A 19,663-nucleotide genomic window follows, 5' to 3' on the forward strand; every position below is an offset into this window, starting at 1 on the left:
TTGGCCTTTAGGTTTGCTTCATATCAAGCAAACGATAATTCCTCTTATTCAAACTCCTTCGCCCTGTTAGACTTTGCGCCTTTATTTTCGCCCGTCCGCAGGATGTCTGATGCCCTCGCTGCCTCTTCGCTTGTCCGCACTGTTGCTGGCCCTGGGCCTGAGTGCCTGCGATGACGCCCCGCGTTTCACCAAGGCTGAGCCGGGTGAAGCCCGTTCGGGCGGTGCAGCGACCGTGCGCAAGACCGATCAGAACGCATTCTCCCTGCCCTCGGCCAACCTGCCACCGTCACGGCGAGTGGATTTCAGTGTCGGCAACAGTTTCTTCCGCAGCCCATGGGTGATCGCACCGTCGACCACCACGGCGCGCGATGGCCTCGGCCCGTTGTTCAACACCAACGCCTGCCAGAACTGCCACATCAAGGACGGTCGCGGCCACCCACCGACGCCGGATGCGGCCAACGCGGTGTCGATGCTGGTCAGGCTGTCGATCCCCGACGCGCCGGAATATGCCCGGCTCATCGAGCAGGCTGGCGTAGTGCCGGAGCCGGTCTACGGCGGTCAGTTCCAGGACATGGCCGTGCCCGGCGTCGCCCCGGAAGGCAAAGTGCGCGTCGATTACACGCCAGTGCCCGTGCGTTTCAAGGACGGCACCGAAGTCGAATTGCGCAAGCCAGTGTTGCAGATCACCCAACTGGGCTACGGCCCGATGCACCCGGACACGCGTTTCTCGGCCCGCGTCGCGCCGCCGATGATTGGACTGGGCCTGCTCGAAGCGATCCCCGAAGAAGCGATTCTGGCCAACGCCGCCGCGCAAGCCAAAGACAACAAAGGCATCAATGGCCGTCCCAATCAGGTCTGGGATGATGCGTTGCAGAAAACCGTCATGGGCAGATTCGGCTGGAAAGCCGGGCAACCGAACCTCAATCAACAGAACGTCCACGCGTTTTCCGGTGACATGGGTCTCACCACCAGTCTGCGCCCCTTCGATGACTGCACCGAGGCGCAAACTGCCTGCAAACAGGCGCCAAACGGCAATGGCCCGGACGGCGAGCCGGAAGTCAGCGACAACATCCTGCGTCTGGTGCTGTTCTACAGCCGTAACCTCGCCGTACCCGCGCGGCGTGGCGTCAACGATGCACAAGTGCTGGCCGGCAAGAGCCTGTTTTTCCAGGCCGGCTGCCAGTCGTGCCATACACCGAAATACACCACCGCCGCCAACGCAGCCGAACCTGAACTGGCCAATCAGGTGATTCGTCCATACAGCGATCTGTTGCTGCATGACATGGGCGACGGCCTGGCCGACAACCGTACGGAATTCCAGGCCTCCGGCCGCGACTGGCGCACGCCGCCGTTGTGGGGGATCGGCCTGACGCAAGCCGTCAGCGGCCACACACAGTTTTTGCATGACGGTCGCGCGCGCAATCTGCTCGAAGCGGTGCTCTGGCATGGCGGCGAAGCACAAGCCGCGCAGCAACAGGTTTTGTCTTTCAATGCCGAGCAGCGTGCCGCGCTGCTGGCGTTTTTGAACTCACTTTAAACACTGAAAAAGAATCGGGAGCCCGACATGTTCCGTCCCAAGCTACTGTTCACCAGCCTTGCCGCGCTCGCCCTCGGCGCCTGCTCGCCGCAGGATCCGCAAGCGGTCACGTCGGCGGCCATCGCCAAATCGGTGATCCTGCCGACCTACACCCGTTGGGTCGAGGCCGACAAGCAACTGGCGGTCAGCGCCCTCGCCTACTGCCAGGGCAAGGAAACCCTGGAAACCGCCCGCGCCGATTTCCTGCACGCGCAGAAAGCCTGGGCCGAGCTGCAACCGCTGCTGATCGGCCCGTTGGCTGAGGGCAACCGTTCGTGGCAGGTACAGTTCTGGCCGGACAAAAAGAACCTCGTCGGCCGTCAGGTCGAGCAACTGGTCGTCGCGCAGCCGCAGATCGACGCCGCCGCCCTGGCCAAATCGAGCGTAGTCGTTCAAGGTCTGTCGGCGTACGAGTACATCCTGTTCGACGCCAAGCCTGACGTGGCCAACGCCGAGCAGAAAGCCAAGTACTGCCCACTGCTGATCGCCATTGGCGAACGACAGAAGCAACTGGCCGAAGAGATTCTGCAGGGCTGGAACAACACTGACGGCATGCTCGCGCAGATGACCAAGTTCCCCAACCAGCGCTACGCCGACTCCCACGAAGCGATCGCCGATCTGCTGCGTGTGCAAGTCACTGCACTGGACACTCTGAAGAAAAAACTCGGCACGCCAATGGGCCGTCAGAGCAAAGGCGTGCCTCAACCGTTCCAGGCCGATGCCTGGCGCAGCCAGTCCTCGCTGACCGCACTGGAAGCCAGCCTCGCCGCTGCCAAAACCGTCTGGGAAGGCGTCGACAACAAAGGCCTGCGCAGCCTGCTGCCAAGCGATCAGAAGCCATTGGCCGACAAGATCGACGCAGCCTACGCCGCTTCGCTGAAACTGTTCGACAGCACTCAGCGTTCGCTCGGCGAAATGCTCGAAGACGACGCCGGTCGTCAGCAACTGAACGACATTTACGACAGCCTCAACGTCGTCCATCGCCTGCACGAAGGCGAACTGGCCAAGGCGCTGGGCATCCAACTGGGCTTCAACGCCAACGACGGTGACTGATGAGGGCAAGTGCCATGCTGCGACGTCAGGTTCTGACTTTAGGTAGTGCACTGCTGGGAGCAGTGACGCTGGGCGGCTGGACGCTGTTCAAACGCAAGGATCAGAGCCCGCTGTTGCTGTCGGCGCGCGACGACACCGACGGCAAACACTACGCCGTCGGCTATCGGCTGGATGGCACGCGGGTGTTCGCCACCGAAGTCGGCCAACGCTGCCACGACATCATCAACCATCCGACGCAGCCGATTGCACTGTTCGTCGCACGTCGCCCGGGCACCGAGAGTTACCTGGTCGACCTGCGCGACGGTAAGTTGCTGCAGACCGTGACCTCACAGCCGAACCGGCACTTCTACGGCCACGCCGTGGTGCACAAGGACGGCGAATACCTGTACGCCACCGAGAACGACACCACCGATCCTGGCCGTGGCCTGCTCGGCGTCTACAAGTTCGAAGGCGCGCGACTGGTGCACACGGGCGAGATTTCCACCCACGGTCTCGGTCCGCATCAGGTGTCGTGGATGCCTGACGGCGAGACGCTGGTGGTGGCCAATGGCGGGATTCGTACCGAGGCAGAAAGCCGTGTCGACATGAACCTCAACGCCATGGAGCCAAGTCTGGTGCTGATGCAGCGCGATGGCACCCTGCTGAGCAAGGAAACCCTCGCCCAGCAGATGAACAGCGTGCGCCATCTGGGCATCGCCAGCGACGGTACCATCGTCGCCGGTCAGCAGTTCATGGGCGCCTCGCATGAGCGTTCGGAGTTGCTGGCGATCAAGCGTCCGGGGCAGCCGTTCGTGGCGTTCCCGGTGCCGGAGCATCAGTTGCAGTCGATGGGGCATTACACCGCCAGTGTTGCGGTGCACAGCGACTTGCGCCTGGTTGCGCTGACGGCGCCGCGTGGCAACCGCTTCTTTATCTGGGATCTGGACAGTGGCGAGGTGCGCCTCGACGCGCCGTTGCCCGATTGCGCGGGTGTGGGTGCGGTGAAGGACGGTTTTGTCGTGACCTCCGGGCAAGGACGTTGCCGTTACTACGATTGCCGTCAGGATGAGCTGCTGGCCAAGCCACTGGAATTACCGGCGGGGCTCTGGGACAACCATCTGCATTTGATGGCGTAAAACTGCCTTAAAAGATCGCAGCCTGCGGCAGCTCCTGCATTGGAATGCACTCCTCTGCAGGAACTGCCGCAGGCTGCGGTCTTTTTGCGCGCCCCTGTAAGAACTGCCAGTTGGAATCCCCCCTGTACTCGGAGTAATGTGCCCGCCTGTCTCACCTGATTTATCCAAGGAACTGGAAATATGCTGCGTCGCCGCATGCTGATCATGTTGGGTGTTGTTTTGTTGATCGTCCTGGTGCTGGGCGGATACAAAGCCTTTTCGATCTACACAATGATCCAGGGCTTTTCCAAGCCGAAACCGCCAATCAGCGTTGCCGTGGCCAATGCCACCGAGCAACCGTGGCAGATGCGTTTGCCCACCGTCGGCTCTCTCAAGGCGCTGCAAGGTGTCGAGCTGAGCCTGGAAGTGGCCGGCACCGTCACCGAACTCAAGTTCGAGTCCGGACAGAAGGTCAAGGCCGGGCAACCCTTGCTGCAACTCGACAGTGGCGTCGAAACTGCCCTGCTGGAAACCGCCAAGGCTGATCTCGGGCTGGCGCAACTGGACTTCGGCCGTGGCGCGCAACTGGTCGATAGCCGCGCAATCTCCAAAGGCGAGTACGACCGGCTCTCCGCTGTACTGCAGAAAAATAAAGCCACGGTCAATCAGCTCAACGCTTCGCTGGCGAAAAAACGCATCCTCGCACCGTTCAGCGGCACCATCGGCATCCGTCAGGTCGACGTCGGCGACTACCTCGCCAGCGGCACCAAAATCGCCACGCTGCAAGATCTGAGCAGCCTCTACGCCGACTTCTACCTGCCCGAACAATCGGTGCCGAAACTGGCCATCGGTCAGCCTGTGCAGATCGCTGTCGCCGCCTATCCCAAGCAAAACTTCGCCGGCAAGATCAGCGCGATCAACCCGATCGTCGAAAGCACAACGCGCAACATTCTGGTTCGCGCCACGCTGGCCAACCCCGACGGCAAATTGCTGCCGGGCATGTTCGCCAGCCTCGAGGTGCTGTTGCCGGATCCGCAGAAACACATTGTCGTGCCGGAGAGCGCGATCACCTACACCCTCTACGGCAACTCGATCTACGTGGTCGGGCAAAAGAAAGCCGAAGACGGCAGCGTCGAAAAGGACGACAAGGGCCAACCGGTGCTGATCGCCGAACGCCGCTTCATCGAAACCGGTGAACGCCGCGATGGCCTGGTGATGATCAAAAAGGGCGTGCAAAGTGGCGAACAAGTGGTGACGGCTGGCCAGATCAAACTGGACAACGGTGCCCACATCGCCATCAGCGACGACAAGACCCTCGGCGAGCAGAACAGTCCGCCGCGCGCCGACTGATCAAGGAAATCCCATGGCTTTTACTGATCCGTTCATTCGCCGCCCGGTGCTCGCCACCGTGGTCAGCCTGTTGATTGTGCTGCTGGGCTTTCAGGCCTGGAGCAAGTTGCCGCTGCGCCAATACCCGCAAATGGAAAACGCCCTGATCACGGTGACCACCGCTTATCCCGGAGCCAACGCCGAAACCATTCAGGGCTACATCACCCAGCCGATGCAGCAGAGCCTCGCCAGCGCCGAAGGCATCGACTACATGACTTCGGTCAGCCGGCAGAACTTCTCGGTGATTTCGATTTACGCCCGTATCGGTTCCAACACCGACCGTTTGTTCACCGAGCTGCTGGCCAAAGCCAACGAGGTGAAAAACAAGCTGCCACAGGACGCCGAAGACCCGGTGCTGAGCAAGGAGTCCGCCGACGCCTCGGCGCTGATGTACATCAGTTTCTTCAGCAAGGACTTGAGCAACCCGCAAATCACCGACTACCTGTCACGGGTGATCCAGCCAAAACTGGCGACCTTGCCGGGCATGGCCGAGGCGGAGATTCTCGGCAATCAGGTGTTCGCCATGCGCTTGTGGCTCGACCCGGTGAAACTCGCCGGTTTCGGCCTCAGCGCCAGCGATGTGACCAACGCCGTGCGCCAGTACAACTTCCTCTCCGCCGCCGGCGAAGTGAAAGGCGAGTATGTGGTCACCAGCATCAACGCCAACACCGAACTGAAATCCGCTGAAGCCTTCGCGGCGATTCCGCTCAAGGTCAGTGGCGACAGCCGCGTGTTGCTGAGTGATGTCGCGCGGGTGGAAATGGGCGCGGAAAACTACGATTCGATCAGCTCGTTTGGCGGCACGCCGTCGGTGTACATCGGCATCAAGGCCACCCCGGGCGCCAACCCGCTGGATGTGATCAAGGAAGTGCGCAAGCTGATGCCCGAGCTGGAAGCGCAACTGCCGCCGAACCTGAAAAGCGAGATCGCCTACGACGCCACGCTGTTTATCCAGGCCTCGATCGATGAAGTGGTAAAAACCCTGTTCGAGGCGGTGCTGATCGTCATCGTCGTGGTGTTCCTGTTCCTCGGCGCATTGCGCTCGGTGCTAATCCCGGTGGTGACCATTCCGCTGTCGATGATCGGCGTGATGTTCTTCATGCAGATGATGGGTTACTCGATGAACCTGCTGACGCTGCTGGCGATGGTGCTGGCCATCGGTCTGGTGGTGGACGATGCGATTGTCGTGGTGGAAAACATTCACCGGCATATCGAGGAAGGCAAGACGCCGTTTGATGCGGCGCTGGAAGGCGCACGGGAAATCGCCATGCCGGTGGTGTCGATGACCATCACCCTGGCGGCGGTGTATGCGCCGATCGGTTTCCTCACCGGGCTGACCGGAGCGTTGTTCAAGGAGTTTGCGCTGACCCTGGCCGGCGCCGTGGTGATTTCCGGAATCGTCGCCCTGACCCTGTCGCCGATGATGTGCGCGTTTTTGCTGCGCCACGAGGAAAATCCCAGCGGCCTCGCGCATCGCCTCGACCGCATTTTTGACGGCCTCAAGCGCCGCTATCAGAGCATGCTGCACGGCACGCTGAACACGCGACCGGTGGTGCTGGTGTTCGCAGTGATCGTGTTGTGCCTGATCCCGGTGTTTCTCAAGTTCACCAAATCGGAACTGGCCCCGGACGAAGATCAGGGCATCATTTTCATGATGGCCACTGCGCCGCAGCCAACCAACCTCGATTACCTGAGCACCTACACCGACGAATTCATCAAGATCTTCAAAGAGTTCCCGGAGTACTACTCCTCGTTCCAGATCAACGGCTACAACGGTGTACAGGCGGGGATCGGCGGCTTCCTGCTCAAGCCGTGGAATGAGCGCAGTCGCACGCAGATGCAAATCCTCCCCGAGGTGCAAGGCAAACTGGAAGGCATTCCTGGCTTGCAGATCTTTGGTTTCAACCTGCCCTCCCTGCCCGGCACCGGTGAAGGCTTGCCGTTTGAGTTCGTGGTCAACACCGCCAACGACTATGAACTGCTGCTGCAAGTGGCTGACCGGATCAAGAAACGTGCAATGGAGTCGGGCAAGTTCGCCTTCGTCGATCTCGATCTGGCGTTCGACAAACCCGAGGTGGTGGTCGATATTGACCGCGCCAAAGCAGCGCAGATGGGCGTGTCGATGCAGGATCTCGGTGGCACGCTGGCGACGCTGTTGGGCGAGGCGGAAATCAACCGTTTCACCATTGATGGGCGCAGCTACAAGGTCATTGCCCAGGTCGAACGCCCCTATCGCGATAACCCGGACTGGCTGAACAACTACTACGTGAAAAACACTCAGGGCGAGTTATTGCCGCTGTCGACGCTGATCAAGGTCAGCGACCGCGCTCGACCGCGCCAGCTCAATCAGTTCCAGCAACTTAACGCCGCGAAGATCTCCGGTTTCCCGTTGGTGAGCATGGGTGAAGCCATCGACACCGTGTTGCAGATTGCCCGCGAGGAAGCACCGGCCGGGTTTGCTTTCGACTACGGCGGCGCCTCACGCCAGTTCGTGCAGGAAGGCAGTGCCCTGTGGGTAACCTTCGCGCTGGCCCTGGCGATTATCTTTCTGGTGCTGGCGGCGCAGTTCGAGAGCTTCCGCGATCCGTTGGTGATTCTGGTGACGGTGCCGTTGTCGATCTGCGGCGCGCTGATTCCGCTGTTCCTCGGCTGGTCGAGCATGAACATCTATACCCAGGTCGGGTTGGTGACGCTGATCGGGCTGATCAGTAAACACGGCATCCTCATCGTCGAGTTCGCCAACCAGTTGCGCAAGGATAAAGACCTGACGGCGCGTGAAGCCGTTGAGGAAGCGGCAGCGATTCGTTTACGCCCGGTGTTGATGACCACGGCGGCGATGGTGTTTGGCATGGTGCCGTTGATTCTCGCCACGGGTGCCGGCGCGGTCAGTCGGTTTGATATCGGCATGGTGATTGCCACGGGGATGTCGATTGGCACGTTGTTTACGCTGTTTGTGCTGCCGTGCGTTTACACCCTGCTGGCGAAACCCGATCCCAAACAAACCGCATAACCCTGTGGGAGCGAGCTTGCTCGCGAAAGCGGTCTTTCAGTTAATACTTATAGTGCCTGACACACCGCCTTCGCGAGCAAGCTCGCTCCCACATTTGGTTGGCGTTTATCCATAAAATCCGGGCATAAAAAAAGGCCTCGCATCTGCGAGGCCTTTTATATGGGCTTCAATCGGTTCAACTCTGCGGCCTCATCCCTTGAGAAAGTCCGAACATGAACAACAACAGATCATGATCGGGTTTGGTCGCCACGGAGGCTTTTGCCACCCGTGGGACTGCGCAGTGGGCGTCGTCTACGGACGAGCCCACTACCTGCATGCGGGGCTGCTCCCAGGCAGCCACCGCCAATGACGCAACTGCCAAGGCTCCAACCAAAAACAAACCTCGTGCAATTTCTAGTTTCATCGCTATAAACCTTTGATAGCGCTGCCAAACGCCGTCTCATAAAAGTAGACGAGTTTTTTCCAGTCCGTGTCGCGGAACGACGAATGGCGGCGCAATTGCTTCATGTCGTGGGAAGCGGCGCGATAGGCGGTCAGACGCTGGCGGCATTTCTCCAGATCGATCAACGCGACTTCGACCTTGGCCGACTCGCCTTCGCCCGTCACACGCACAAACACGTGTTTGATGTAGATGCAGCTGTGCTGCCAACGGCCCTTGTGCATGCGCGCCAGGTTCTCGGCGAGGTCCTTGAGCACGCGCTCATAAACCACATCACCGCACTGATCGCGACCGCCGGCAGCCGCCAGCCAATGTTCCAGTTCCTGGAAACCGTCCAGGGACTTGGTGACCAGCAGAGCGCGCCATTTGTGCTGCGGATCAGGCTGAGCGCCGCAGAAAACGATTTGCGGCACGCGCACACCGAGCTTGCTCACGCCGGTCAGCGCATCAAGTTCACGCAAAACAGTAGGACGGCCAAAAGGGTGCAACCAACTGCGATAGATGTGACCGGTCTGGCGCTTGGCATACAGCAGTTGACCATCGCGCCCCACGACCCTTTGCACGCCACTTTCCCCGCCACGTCGAACATTGGGTTCTTCCACCCACTCGCCGCGCTGGTTCCAGTAAAAGTCAAAGCGATCTTGCGAAGCGACATCCGTTTCTGCTGCAAATTGCACTGCCATCCTGTTACCTCTTGCGTAATACGTAAACCCGCCACATGGCGTAGAGCGGAATAAAGTCCAGTTGTTCCTGAATCCGAAAACCTGCTTCCTCGAACTCCTTTTCCACCGTAGCGGCCGGTAACACAAAGCGATTCTGATACTCGCGTTTGTCACGGTTGCGCTCGGCTCGCTGGCGTTTCCAGGCTTTGAAATTGCCATCAACCCACAGCGAAACGATCACACTGTCCCGGGTAACGCGCTCGAATTCGCGCAGAATCGCCCGGCGATGCTCGGCTTCACCGATGTGGTGGAGCAGACGCATACAGAAAATGCTGTCGACGGCGTTGTCAGGCAAGGCAATGTCGAAGGCAGAGGTGTGCAAGGGTTGTACCCGTTTCACTACATCCGCCGGTTGCGACTCCATGGCCGTCTTGATCATCGACTCGGAATTGTCCGCGCCGATAATCACCCGGTTGGCCTTTTCGCCCAACAACGGCCAGAAACGCCCGGCACCGCAAGGCAGATCCAGCACCAGTCCCGGTTCACCCACCGACGCCAGCGCCTTGCGGGCCAGCTGTTCGTCACGCCAGTGGGAGAGACGCCGTCCAAGGCTTTCTTTGTGCTTGCGCAGGTATTTCTGCGCGTGTTGATCGTCGTACTTCTCGGAAAAATCGAGTTTGATCGGACCGGCCATCACCTGGACTCCTGAATTGCTGATGTCACCACCTTAAGGAGCGGCGTGTCAGCGTCAGGTCATCCATTTGTGAAAAAAATGTCCGGTAAACAGACAAATTATTACAGCGTTATACAGGAATTAGACAGGTAGGAGGGAGTAGCATCGAGCCACTCCGTGCATCAGATTTTGCCCAGATCCACCTCGAAGCGGCAGCCATTGGGTTCCATCGTGCTCAGGCTGACGGTCCAGCCCTGGTTCTCGCAGATCCGCTGCACCAGCGACAACCCCAACCCCAAGCCTTCGCCGCGCTTTTCGCTGCCACGCACGAAAGGCTCGAACATGGCTTCGCGTTTTTCTTCCGGAATGCCGACACCGGAGTCTTCCACCACAAAGCCGTTGGCCGTGAGTGTCAGGCGAATGAAGCCCTTCTCGGTGTAGTGACAAGCGTTGCGCAACAGGTTGCCCATCACCGCGGTCAACAACGTTGCGTTGTAGCACGTGGTCGGCGGATTTCCCGGCTCGAACTGCAAGGTCAGCCTTTTGCTTTCGATCGGCTCACGCCACACGCACAACAAGCTGTCCGCGACTTGAGCGAGATTCTGTTGCGGCGCCGAACCAGCATCTTCGCGTTGAGAGCGGGCGAGCATCAGGAAGGTCTGCACCAGCTCGCGCATTTCCTCACTGGCCCGGGCAATGCGCTCGACCTGATTGCGCCCACGCTGATCGATGGCCGGGTTTTCCATCAGCAGTTCACAGGAGCTGGCCAATACCATCAACGGCGTGCGCAACTCATGACTGACATCGCTGGTGAACAATCTTTCACGTGTCAGCGCCTGACGCAGACGCCCCAGCGTGGCATCGAACGCCACCGCCAGTTCGCCCACTTCGTCTGCCGCGTAATCCGGTGCCAGCGGCGGCGCCAGACCGAGCAACTGATCGCGATGGCGAACCTGCCGGGCCAGGCGCACCACCGGCGCCATTACCTTGCGCGCCAGCACCCAACCGAGGAACACCGCCAGGGCCAGGCTGAGCACAAAGCCCACCAGCACCACGGCAAACAGCACCCGCTCGCGCTCTTCGAAATCGCTTTGATCCTGCAGCAGCACATAACGCCGACCGTCGACGACTTCGACCATCGCGTGATACGACAGCTGCTCGCGGAACACTTCATGGAAACCCGCATCGAGGTGACGCAGGTCCTTGGGCAGCTCGAAATCGCCCGGGCCGCCACTGAAATAGAACAACTGGTCGGGTTCCGGGCGATGGCTCCAGTCCGAAACGTTGTCCATCAGCAGAAGCCGTTGCAGATCGCCGCCCAGCCCCGCCGAAATCAGTTTTTCTTCCACCAGGTGCACGGTCGCGACGATGCCCATGGCAAAGGCCCCCGCGACCAGCGCGCTCATCAGCGCAAAGGCAATGATGATCCGCTGGGAAAGGCTTTGCTTAAACTCCATCGCGGCCCTCGGCCAAGCGATAACCGACGCCGTGCACGGTTTGCAGCAATGGCTTGGCAAACGGTTTATCGATCACCTGACGCAATTGGTGGACGTGGCTGCGCAGGCTGTCGCTGTCCGGGCAATCATCGCCCCACAGCGCTTCTTCGAGAATTTCCCGGCGCAGGACGTGCGGGCTCTTCTGCATCAACACCGCCAGCAGCTTGAGGCCGACCGGATTGAGTTTCAGCAGTTTGCCTTCGCGGGTAACCTCAAGCGTGTCGAGGTCATAGCTCAGATCACCGACCTGCAACGCCCGGCGCCCGCCACCCTGGGTCCGACGCATCACTGCTTCGACGCGCGCGGCCAGCTCGGACAAGGCGAAGGGTTTGACCAGGTAATCGTCAGCCCCGGACTTGAAACCCTGGAGACGATCGTCCAGTTGATCGCGAGCGGTCAGCATGATCACTGGCGTGTCCCGACGAGCGTCTTCACGCAGACGTTTGCACAGGGTGTAGCCATCGATGCCGGGCAACATGATGTCGAGCACGATCAGGTCGTAATGCTCGGTGGCCGCCAGGTGCAGACCCGACAGACCGTCCTGGGCGCAATCGACGGTATAGCCTTTGAGCCCCAGGTAATCGGCCAGATTGGCGAGGATATCGCGGTTGTCTTCAACCAATAGAATTCGCATGGGCACTCCTCCGTACACAGTAACGGCCGTCATGGCTCGCGCAGCTTAAGGCCATCGCCAGCTCAGAGCTAGGGCTGAAAGCCTCGTAAATCAACTCTCTCAAGCAAATTCAAACCTTAACGAGTTTTTCACTATTGGTTCACAACCTGACTACAGTGACAACGCGAGACTCTCGCGCCATTAGATATAAGGAAATGTAGACAATGGACTTTTTCAAGACGGCGCCTATGCGCCTTCTGTTGCTGGTCACCGGTGTGTGGCTGCTGGTATTTCTCCTGACTCGAACCGTTCTGTTGCTGACTCATCTGGATGAGGCCGGCGGTGGCACGCTTTCGCTGTTTGGTATCGGCTTGCTGTATGACTTGGGGTTTCTTGCCTATGCGGCGTTGCCGATGGGCCTGTACCTGCTGCTCTGCCCGCCGGCCCTGTGGCGCCGCCGTGGCCATCGCTGGTTTCTGCAAGGGCTGCTGACCGTCAGCCTGTTCGCCATGCTGTTCGTGGCGGTGGCCGAGTGGCTGTTCTGGGACGAGTTCGGTGTGCGCTTCAACTTCATCGCGGTCGACTATCTGGTGTATTCCGACGAAGTGCTGAACAACGTGCTGGAGTCTTACCCGATCGGCACGCTGCTGAGCATTCTGGCGTTGCTGGCCGTCGCGCTCGGTTTTGCCCTGCGCAAACCGTTCAATGCCGCGCTGAATGCGCCATTGCCGCCGCTGCGTGGGCGCCTGCTCAATGCCCTGGGGCTGTTGATCATTGCCGGTCTGAGCCTGCAACTGCTCAGCCAGGATGCGCCACGTGCGCAAGGTGGCAATGCCTATCAGAACGAACTGGCCAGCAACGGCCCGTATCAGTTCTTCGCCGCGTTCCGGAACAACGAACTGGATTACACGCAGTTCTACAGCAGCCACACGCCCGAGGTGGTCGCCCGACAGATTCGCGCCGAACTGAGCGAGCCCAACGCGCGCTTCATCGGTCAGGACCCACAGGACATCCGCCGGATGATCGACAATCCCGGCACTGCGCGTACACCCAACATCGTCCTGGTCACCATCGAAAGCCTCAGCGCCAAATACCTGGGCAGTAACGGCGACAAACGCGACCTGACGCCCAATCTGGATGCGCTGCGTAAACAGAGCCTGTATTTCAGCAATTTCTACGCCACCGGCACCCGCACCGACCGCGGCCTGGAAGCCATCACACTGGCCATCCCACCAACCCCGGGGCGTTCGATCGTCAAGCGTATCGGTCGCGAGAGCGGTTTTGCCAGCCTTGGCCAGCAACTCAGCGCGGTGGGTTACGACAGCGTGTTCGTTTACGGTGGGCGCGGCTACTTCGACAACATGAACGCGTTCTTCAGTGGCAACGGCTATCGGGTGGTCGACCAGAGCAGCGTTGATGAAACCGAGATTCACTTCAAGAACGCCTGGGGCATGGCCGACGAGGATCTGTACAAACAGACGCTGAAGCTGGCCGATGCCGACTATGCCAAACAGCAACCGTTTCTGTTGCAGTTGATGACCACCTCCAACCATCGTCCCTACACCTACCCGGACGACCGGATCGACATCAAATCCGGTAACGGTCGCGATGGCGCGGTGAAATACACCGACTATGCGATTGGCCAGTTCCTCGACCAGGCGCGGCAAAAACCGTGGTTCGACAACACGATCTTCATCTTCGTCGCCGATCACACGGCGGGCAGCGCCGGTAAAGAAGACTTGCCGATTGCCAACTATCAAATTCCGCTGTTCATTTATGCACCGAAGCTGATCGAGCCTCGCGAGAATGGCCAACTGGCGAGCCAGATCGACCTGGCACCGACGCTGCTGGGCTTGTTGAACATGGATTACGAGTCGACGTTCTTCGGGCGCAACCTGCTACAGGACAACCCACTGCCACCACGCGTCGTGGTCGGCAACTACCAGCATCTGGGCCTGTTTGACGGCAAGGATCTGGCGATCCTCAGCCCGCGCCAAGGCTTGCGTCGGCATGACGATGCGCTGACCGAGAGCCGCGAATCGCGGGCCTCCAGCGATGATCCGTTGATCAGCCGCGCCATCACCTATTACCAAACCGCCAGTTATGGCTTCAAGCAACAGCTGCTTGCCTGGAAAGCACCCAAGGAGGGTGTTCCACAAGTCAGCGAACGTTAATTGAAACGCCCCGGGCTGATGCCCCGGGGCGTTTTCTTTTGTTCAGGATCCGACATGTCATCAAGTGTTGTACGCCCTACCCCTCGCCCGCTGAATCTGTGGCTGTATCTGGGTATTCCAATCATCGCGGCGATAAGCCTGATTCTGCTGGAAATGACCGACCTGGACATGGTGCTGGCGCGGTTGTTCTATGACCCGGTGGCCGGCGACTTCATTGGCCGCCACAGTTTTTTCCTGGAAGACATCCTGCACGATCGCGCCAAGCAGGTGGTGATCGCGTTTTCGGTGTTTGCGGTGCTGGGGTTTCTCGGCTCGTTCTTCGTCGGCAGACTGAAACCGTTCAAGCGCGAACTGGGTTGTCTGGTGCTGTCGCTGGGCCTGGCGACCTCGTTCGTCACCCCGGTCAAAGCCGTAACGGCGGTGCAGTGCCCATGGAGCCTGGAGCAATTTGGCGGCCATGAAACCTACAGCAAACTGATGGAACATCGTCCACAAACCGACAAACCTGGCCGTTGCTGGCCTGGTGGTCATGCGGCGACGGGGTTCACCTTGTTTGCGCTGTTCTTTGTCCTGCGTGATCGCCGTCCGCGTCTGGCCCGTCAGGCGTTTATCTTTGCCTTTGCGCTGGGTTCGGTGTTTTCGATCAGCCGGATGATGCAGGGTGCGCACTTCTTTTCGCACAACGTGTGGACGGCGATTTTCTGCTGGCTGATTTGCCTGGGGTCGTATTACTGGGTGCTGTATCGCCCGGCGGTGAAAACCGAGGCCGTGGTCAAGGCACAACCGGTCAGCGCCTGACATATAAATCCAATTGTGGGAGCTAGCCTGCTCGCGAATGCGGTGTGTCATTCAACATTAATGTTGGCTGATCCGACGCCTTCGCGAGCAGGCTCGCTCCCACAGGGGATTGGTGTGAAGCTGAAATTTGGGCAATAAAAAACCCCGCTGGCTTGCGCCAGCGGGGTTTTGCGTTACAGGGGTAAGGCTGGCTTACATCATGCCGCCCATGCCACCCATGCCGCCCATGTCTGGCATGCCGCCGCCTGCAGCGCCGTCTTTCTTCGGCGCGTCAGCTACAGCTGCTTCGGTGGTCAGGATCAGACCGCCGATCGACGATGCCGCTTGCAGAGCGGAACGAGTCACCTTGGTTGGGTCCAGGATGCCCATTTCGATCATGTCGCCGTATTCGCCAGTCGCAGCGTTGTAACCGAAGTTACCTTTGCCGTTCTTGACTTCGTTGACGACAACGCTTGGCTCGTCGCCGCTGTTGGCAGCGATCTGACGCAGCGGTGCTTCAACAGCGCGACGCAGCACAGCGATACCCACGTCCTGATCAGCGTTGTCGCCTTTCAGGTCAACCAGGGTTTGCAAAGCGCGGATCAGCGCAACGCCACCGCCAGGTACCACGCCTTCTTCAACGGCTGCACGGGTTGCGTGCAGGGCGTCTTCAACGCGGGCCTTCTTCTCTTTCATTTCAACTTCGGAACCAGCGCCAACCTTGATCACTGCAACGCCGCCGGACAGCTTGGCCAGACGCTCTTGCAGTTTTTCACGGTCGTAGTCCGAGGAAGTTTCAGCAACCTGAGCACGGATCTGAGCGATACGCGCCTGGATGTCGGAATCTGCACCGGCACCGTCAACGATGATGGTGTTTTCCTTGGAAATGGTCACACGCTTGGCGCTGCCCAGGTTTTCCAGGGTAGCGGCTTCCAGGCTCAGGCCGATCTCTTCGGAGATAACGGTACCGCCGGTCAGAACTGCGATGTCCTGCAGCATGGCCTTGCGACGGTCGCCGAAGCCTGGCGCCTTGACGGCTGCGACTTTGACGATGCCACGCATGTTGTTCACAACCAGAGTCGCCAGGGCTTCGCCTTCAACGTCTTCGGAAACGATCAGCAGTGGACGGCCGGCTTTGGCAACGGCTTCCAGCACTGGCAGCATTTCACGGATGTTCGAGATCTTTTTGTCGACCAGCAGGATCAGCGGGCTGTCCAGCTCGGCAACCATGGTCTCTGGCTTGTTGACGAAGTACGGGGACAGGTAGCCACGGTCGAACTGCATGCCTTCAACAACCGACAGTTCGTTTTCCAGGCCAGTGCCTTCTTCAACGGTGATCACGCCTTCTTTACCGACTTTTTCCATGGCTTCGGCAATGATGTCGCCGATGGAGTTGTCGGAGTTGGCGGAGATGGTGCCTACCTGAGCGATTGCCTTGGTGTCAGCGCATGGCTTGGACAGGTTCTTCAGCTCTTTGACGATAGCGATGGTCGCTTTGTCGATACCGCGCTTCAGGTCCATCGGGTTCATGCCGGCAGCGACGGCTTTCAGGCCTTCGTTGACGATCGACTGAGCCAGAACGGTAGCGGTGGTAGTACCGTCACCAGCGTCATCGTTGGCACGGGAGGCAACGTCTTTGACCAGCTGCGCGCCCATGTTTTCGAAGCGATCTTCGAGTTCGATTTCTTTGGCGACGGAAACGCCGTCCTTGGTGATGGTCGGAGCGCCGAAGCTCTTCTCGATGATCACGTTACGGCCTTTCGGGCCCAGGGTCGCTTTTACTGCGTCAGCCAGGACGTTGACGCCCTTGAGCATTTTTTTACGGGCGGAATCGCCAAACAGAACTTCTTTAGCAGCCATGATCGATATTCCTTAAATACTTTGTAGTAGCGGGAAAATGAACGGGGTTATCAGCCTTCGATAACAGCGAGGATTTCGTTCTCGCTCATTACCAGCAGGTCTTCGCCGTCGACTTTCACTGTGTTGCTGCCGGAGTAAGGACCGAACACAACCTTGTCGCCTTCTTTAACGGACAGTGCGCGCACTTCGCCGTTTTCCAGAGCTTTGCCCGGGCCTACAGCGAGAATCACACCGTGGTTGGCTTTTTCAGCAGCCGAACCTGGCAGGACGATACCGCCAGCGGTTTTCTTTTCTTCTTCGCTGCGACGGATTACGACGCGGTCATGCAGAGGACGAAGCTTCATTGTCGATCTCTCCTAATTGTGGTTTTCATCGGCCGGTGTAGTCCCGGCGGGTTTAACAAATCCGGCCTGCGCCGGTTGCGATTCGTCGAGCGAACCGCGGAAGTCTGTCCGGTTCAAATACCGGAAACCTTTCGGTGACCGATACATAAGGGCGCATAAGCTGATTACAAGGGCGAGGCGAAAAATTTTTCACCGATGTGTTGCACAAAAGCAGCCCATAAACGAACACGGCACCCGAAGGTGCCGTGTAGATAGAGCAGTTACTTGTTGTCGCGGTGTTCGAACTCGCCTTCGATCACATCACCCTCGCGGCCCAGAGGCTGGCGCGGTGCAGGACCGCCACGGGGTTGCAGGTCATCGGCGAACGCACGCTGGCGCATGGCCTGTTCTTCAGCGCGCTGGCGCATTTTGTTCGCCAGCAATCGACGGCTGACTGGCAACAACATGACCAGACCGACCACATCGCTGATGAAGCCTGGCAGGATCAACAGGCCACCGGCCAGAGCCAGCATCAGCCCTTCGAGCATGGTTTGCGCGGGCAGTTCGCCGCGGTTCAGGCTTTCACGGGCACGCAATGCAGTGGCCAGACCGGCGACGCGCAGCACGAAAATGCCGAACATCGAGCCGACAATGATCAGCAGCAGGGCCGGGAAAAACCCGATAGCCCCTGCCACTTTGACGAATACGAACAGCTCCAGCACCGGAAACAGCAGAAAGAGCAACAGAAAAGGGCGCATCAAAGTTTCCTCAACGCAAGAAATGCCTTGCAGTAAGCCTTAGATGACGTCGCCCTTTCGTGAATTCAAGCACCAGCCACCTCATTTTTTGGCCAGACCTCGGCGTGAGCCAGAGAAACCAAGGCTTCGCGCACTTGTGTCGGCGTATTACAAGGTGCCGGGAACGGCAGCCAGTACAACGCCTGACCGATGCGCAGGTGCATGCCCTCGGTGTCGATCCCGGCCAGTTGCGCCGGCACGGTTTTCGGCAGACCGGCCAGGTCGACGTAGTGCGCGATGGCTTTGGCGTGGTCGCTGTTCATGTGTTCGACCATGCTGATTTCAGCCTTGCCGGCAAACGGATTGGCCAGGGTCAGTTGATCGACCCAGTGAATCGCGCCGAAACCGCCGATGTAGCGGTGACGTACCGGGTTCAGCACCCAGAAGTCAAAATCATGGGCCTTGTGATAGTTCTGCGAATCGGGGAAATAACGGTAGTAACGCTCGGCGGCGGCTTCGATCGCGGCAACGTCTTCGAGCTTTTGCGCCTCCGCCAGATAGGTCAGGCGACCAACGGCTTGCACATCATCTGCCTCGCGCTCGCCGACGAGCATCGAGCATTTCGGGTCTTTTTGCAGGTTGTGGGTGTGCTGGGCGATGCGGCTGATCAGGATCAGCGGCCGACCCTGCTCGTCCAGGCAGTACGGCACCACGGAGCCAAAAGGAAAACCGGGCATCGATTTGGAGTGGGTCGACAGCACTCCACGGTATTCCTTGAGAAGCAATTCTCGGGCATTCTTCGCCACTTCAACGCTCAATTTATGACTCCTTAAATAGTATCCGTCGAAAAAACGGACGGGCGTCCGGGATCAAGTCCCAGTCTCGCCAGCGGGCAATTCTCATGTGCAACCCTGCCACGGCCGGTGCAGATCGGGAGTCGCTGAAAACAAAAAACTACTCAGACCTGCTATCGGGGCATGCGAATGCAACTCAACGACAAAGTAATCATTATCACTGGCGGTTGCCAGGGTTTGGGCCGCTCGATGGCCGAGTATTTCGCCGGCAAAGGCGCCAAGCTTGCGCTGGTCGACCTCAATCAGGAAAAACTCGACGACGCGGTCGCGGCCTGCAAAGCCAAGGGCGTCGAGGCGCGCAGCTATCTGTGCAACGTCGCCAATGAAGAGCAGGTCGAACACATGGTCGCCCAGGTCGCCGCCGACTTCGGCGCGATCCACGGCCTGATCAACAACGCCGGGATCCTCCGTGATGGCCTGCTGCTCAAGGTCAAGGACGGCGAAATGACCAAGATGAGCCTGGCACAGTGGCAGGCCGTCATCGACGTCAACCTGACCGGCGTGTTCCTCTGCACCCGTGAAGTGGCGGCAAAAATGGTCGAGCTGAAGAACAGCGGCGCGATCATCAATATCTCGTCGATCTCGCGTGCAGGCAACGTTGGCCAGACCAACTATTCGGCGGCCAAGGCCGGTGTAGCGGCGGCGACGGTGACATGGGCGAAAGAACTGGCGCGATATGGCATTCGTGTGGCGGGGATTGCCCCGGGCTTCATTGAAACCGAGATGACCCTGGGCATGAAGCCGGAAGCGCTGGAGAAGATGACTTCGGGGATTCCGCTCAAGCGCATGGGCAAGCCGGAAGAGATCGCCCATTCGGCGGCGTATATTTTCGAAAACGACTACTACACCGGGCGGATTCTGGAGATGGATGGCGGGCTGCGCATCTAACTGCCAACACAAAACAAATGTAGGAGTGAGCCTGCTCGCGATTGC

Annotated in this window: 17 protein-coding genes and 1 pseudogene; 8 read left to right on the top strand and 10 right to left on the bottom strand. The window is 59.3% G+C overall.

From position 1 onward, the window contains the following. Nucleotides 1-109 precede the first annotated feature (109 nt). From AC1DVF_RS12785 to AC1DVF_RS12805, 5 genes are all read left to right on the top strand, one after another. On the top strand, nucleotides 110-1,537 hold the full coding sequence (locus AC1DVF_RS12785; RefSeq protein ID WP_099757041.1) for a di-heme oxidoreductase family protein: 1,428 nt from the start codon (nucleotides 110-112) through the stop codon (nucleotides 1,535-1,537). Between the two features lie 27 nt (nucleotides 1,538-1,564). Further along, nucleotides 1,565-2,629 carry an imelysin family protein gene (locus tag AC1DVF_RS12790; protein WP_099757042.1) on the top strand — a complete coding sequence of 355 codons (1,065 nt, stop codon included), beginning with the start codon at nucleotides 1,565-1,567 and terminating at the stop codon, nucleotides 2,627-2,629. Between the two features lie 14 nt (nucleotides 2,630-2,643). Continuing rightward, a complete protein-coding gene (locus AC1DVF_RS12795) occupies nucleotides 2,644-3,744 on the top strand; it encodes a DUF1513 domain-containing protein (RefSeq protein WP_460130017.1) in 1,101 nt (366 codons plus the stop codon). Nucleotides 3,745-3,924: 180 nt separating this feature from the next. Beyond that, on the top strand, nucleotides 3,925-5,073 hold the full coding sequence (locus AC1DVF_RS12800; protein WP_099757043.1) for an efflux RND transporter periplasmic adaptor subunit: 1,149 nt from the start codon (nucleotides 3,925-3,927) through the stop codon (nucleotides 5,071-5,073). 13 nt (nucleotides 5,074-5,086) lie between these two features. Then, nucleotides 5,087-8,122 (top strand): multidrug efflux RND transporter permease subunit, encoded by a 3,036-nt coding sequence (locus AC1DVF_RS12805; RefSeq protein ID WP_477782539.1) that lies wholly within the window; start codon nucleotides 5,087-5,089, stop codon nucleotides 8,120-8,122. 175 nt (nucleotides 8,123-8,297) lie between these two features. Here the strand turns inward: AC1DVF_RS12805 and AC1DVF_RS12810 are convergent, their stop codons facing one another. The 5 genes from AC1DVF_RS12810 to colR all read right to left on the bottom strand — a co-directional run bounded on the left by AC1DVF_RS12810 (nucleotide 8,298) and on the right by colR (nucleotide 12,026). After that, the gene (locus AC1DVF_RS12810; RefSeq protein ID WP_093430557.1) at nucleotides 8,298-8,525 is read right to left on the bottom strand and encodes a hypothetical protein; all 228 of its coding nucleotides are present in this window, start codon (nucleotides 8,523-8,525) and stop codon (nucleotides 8,298-8,300) included. A gap of 2 nt (nucleotides 8,526-8,527) precedes the next feature. Further along, entirely contained in the window at nucleotides 8,528-9,244 is a 717-nt protein-coding gene (locus AC1DVF_RS12815; RefSeq protein WP_477782540.1) for a lipopolysaccharide kinase InaA family protein, read from the bottom strand. A 4-nt stretch (nucleotides 9,245-9,248) separates the two neighbouring features. Further along, nucleotides 9,249-9,917, bottom strand: a complete 669-nt coding sequence (locus AC1DVF_RS12820) for a class I SAM-dependent methyltransferase (protein ID WP_116255106.1) — start codon at nucleotides 9,915-9,917, stop codon at nucleotides 9,249-9,251. 161 nt (nucleotides 9,918-10,078) lie between these two features. After that, a complete protein-coding gene (locus tag AC1DVF_RS12825) occupies nucleotides 10,079-11,353 on the bottom strand; it encodes a sensor histidine kinase (protein WP_116255107.1) in 1,275 nt (424 codons plus the stop codon). Beyond that, the gene (gene colR / locus AC1DVF_RS12830; protein ID WP_041068401.1) at nucleotides 11,343-12,026 is read right to left on the bottom strand and encodes a two-component system response regulator ColR; all 684 of its coding nucleotides are present in this window, start codon (nucleotides 12,024-12,026) and stop codon (nucleotides 11,343-11,345) included. Before colR ends, AC1DVF_RS12825 begins: the two co-directional genes overlap by 11 nt. A 203-nt stretch (nucleotides 12,027-12,229) precedes the next feature. Here colR and AC1DVF_RS12835 point away from each other — a divergent pair, with 203 nt between their 5' ends. Both AC1DVF_RS12835 and AC1DVF_RS12840 read left to right on the top strand, forming a co-directional pair. Then, on the top strand, nucleotides 12,230-14,179 hold the full coding sequence (locus AC1DVF_RS12835; RefSeq protein ID WP_477782541.1) for an LTA synthase family protein: 1,950 nt from the start codon (nucleotides 12,230-12,232) through the stop codon (nucleotides 14,177-14,179). 54 nt (nucleotides 14,180-14,233) lie between these two features. Beyond that, on the top strand, nucleotides 14,234-14,977 hold the full coding sequence (locus AC1DVF_RS12840) for a phosphatase PAP2 family protein (protein ID WP_093430562.1): 744 nt from the start codon (nucleotides 14,234-14,236) through the stop codon (nucleotides 14,975-14,977). A 28-nt stretch (nucleotides 14,978-15,005) separates the two neighbouring features. On the opposite strand, the pseudogene AC1DVF_RS12845 reads toward AC1DVF_RS12840, so the two are convergent. The 5 genes and pseudogenes from AC1DVF_RS12845 to AC1DVF_RS12865 all read right to left on the bottom strand — a co-directional run. Then, nucleotides 15,006-15,113: pseudogene (locus AC1DVF_RS12845) on the bottom strand (metal ABC transporter ATP-binding protein); the annotation flags it as partial. Between the two features lie 56 nt (nucleotides 15,114-15,169). After that, complete coding sequence (groL, locus tag AC1DVF_RS12850) at nucleotides 15,170-16,816, bottom strand: chaperonin GroEL (RefSeq protein ID WP_093430563.1); 1,647 nt, start codon at nucleotides 16,814-16,816, stop codon at nucleotides 15,170-15,172. A gap of 50 nt (nucleotides 16,817-16,866) precedes the next feature. Next, nucleotides 16,867-17,160 carry a co-chaperone GroES gene (locus AC1DVF_RS12855; protein WP_007916610.1) on the bottom strand — a complete coding sequence of 98 codons (294 nt, stop codon included), beginning with the start codon at nucleotides 17,158-17,160 and terminating at the stop codon, nucleotides 16,867-16,869. 260 nt (nucleotides 17,161-17,420) lie between these two features. Beyond that, entirely contained in the window at nucleotides 17,421-17,897 is a 477-nt protein-coding gene (locus tag AC1DVF_RS12860) for an FxsA family protein (protein WP_093430564.1), read from the bottom strand. Between the two features lie 65 nt (nucleotides 17,898-17,962). Then, the gene (locus tag AC1DVF_RS12865) at nucleotides 17,963-18,694 is read right to left on the bottom strand and encodes a DUF2470 domain-containing protein (protein ID WP_476335506.1); all 732 of its coding nucleotides are present in this window, start codon (nucleotides 18,692-18,694) and stop codon (nucleotides 17,963-17,965) included. 165 nt (nucleotides 18,695-18,859) lie between these two features. Between AC1DVF_RS12865 and AC1DVF_RS12870 the strand changes: the two genes are divergently transcribed. Continuing rightward, complete coding sequence (locus tag AC1DVF_RS12870) at nucleotides 18,860-19,618, top strand: SDR family oxidoreductase (protein WP_053123391.1); 759 nt, start codon at nucleotides 18,860-18,862, stop codon at nucleotides 19,616-19,618. The last annotated feature ends 45 nt before the right edge of the window (nucleotides 19,619-19,663 follow it).

Source organism: Pseudomonas sp. P4_D7 (assembly GCF_056401755.1).

What these genes read in the sequence shown, in the direction of transcription:
- AC1DVF_RS12795 (WP_460130017.1), top strand. Translation starts at nt 2,644, where the DNA reads ATGCTGCGACGTCAGGTTCTGACTTTAGGTAGTGCACTGCTGGGAGCA.
- AC1DVF_RS12840 (WP_093430562.1), top strand. Translation starts at nt 14,234, where the DNA reads ATGTCATCAAGTGTTGTACGCCCTACCCCTCGCCCGCTGAATCTGTGG.
- AC1DVF_RS12810 (WP_093430557.1), bottom strand. Translation starts at nt 8,525, where the DNA reads ATGAAACTAGAAATTGCACGAGGTTTGTTTTTGGTTGGAGCCTTGGCA.
- AC1DVF_RS12870 (WP_053123391.1), top strand. Translation starts at nt 18,860, where the DNA reads ATGCAACTCAACGACAAAGTAATCATTATCACTGGCGGTTGCCAGGGT.
- AC1DVF_RS12790 (WP_099757042.1), top strand. Translation starts at nt 1,565, where the DNA reads ATGTTCCGTCCCAAGCTACTGTTCACCAGCCTTGCCGCGCTCGCCCTC.
- AC1DVF_RS12820 (WP_116255106.1), bottom strand. Translation starts at nt 9,917, where the DNA reads ATGGCCGGTCCGATCAAACTCGATTTTTCCGAGAAGTACGACGATCAA.
- AC1DVF_RS12815 (WP_477782540.1), bottom strand. Translation starts at nt 9,244, where the DNA reads ATGGCAGTGCAATTTGCAGCAGAAACGGATGTCGCTTCGCAAGATCGC.
- AC1DVF_RS12855 (WP_007916610.1), bottom strand. Translation starts at nt 17,160, where the DNA reads ATGAAGCTTCGTCCTCTGCATGACCGCGTCGTAATCCGTCGCAGCGAA.
- AC1DVF_RS12860 (WP_093430564.1), bottom strand. Translation starts at nt 17,897, where the DNA reads ATGCGCCCTTTTCTGTTGCTCTTTCTGCTGTTTCCGGTGCTGGAGCTG.
- groL (WP_093430563.1), bottom strand. Translation starts at nt 16,816, where the DNA reads ATGGCTGCTAAAGAAGTTCTGTTTGGCGATTCCGCCCGTAAAAAAATG.
- AC1DVF_RS12835 (WP_477782541.1), top strand. Translation starts at nt 12,230, where the DNA reads ATGGACTTTTTCAAGACGGCGCCTATGCGCCTTCTGTTGCTGGTCACC.
- AC1DVF_RS12805 (WP_477782539.1), top strand. Translation starts at nt 5,087, where the DNA reads ATGGCTTTTACTGATCCGTTCATTCGCCGCCCGGTGCTCGCCACCGTG.
- AC1DVF_RS12800 (WP_099757043.1), top strand. Translation starts at nt 3,925, where the DNA reads ATGCTGCGTCGCCGCATGCTGATCATGTTGGGTGTTGTTTTGTTGATC.
- AC1DVF_RS12825 (WP_116255107.1), bottom strand. Translation starts at nt 11,353, where the DNA reads ATGGAGTTTAAGCAAAGCCTTTCCCAGCGGATCATCATTGCCTTTGCG.
- colR (WP_041068401.1), bottom strand. Translation starts at nt 12,026, where the DNA reads ATGCGAATTCTATTGGTTGAAGACAACCGCGATATCCTCGCCAATCTG.
- AC1DVF_RS12785 (WP_099757041.1), top strand. Translation starts at nt 110, where the DNA reads ATGCCCTCGCTGCCTCTTCGCTTGTCCGCACTGTTGCTGGCCCTGGGC.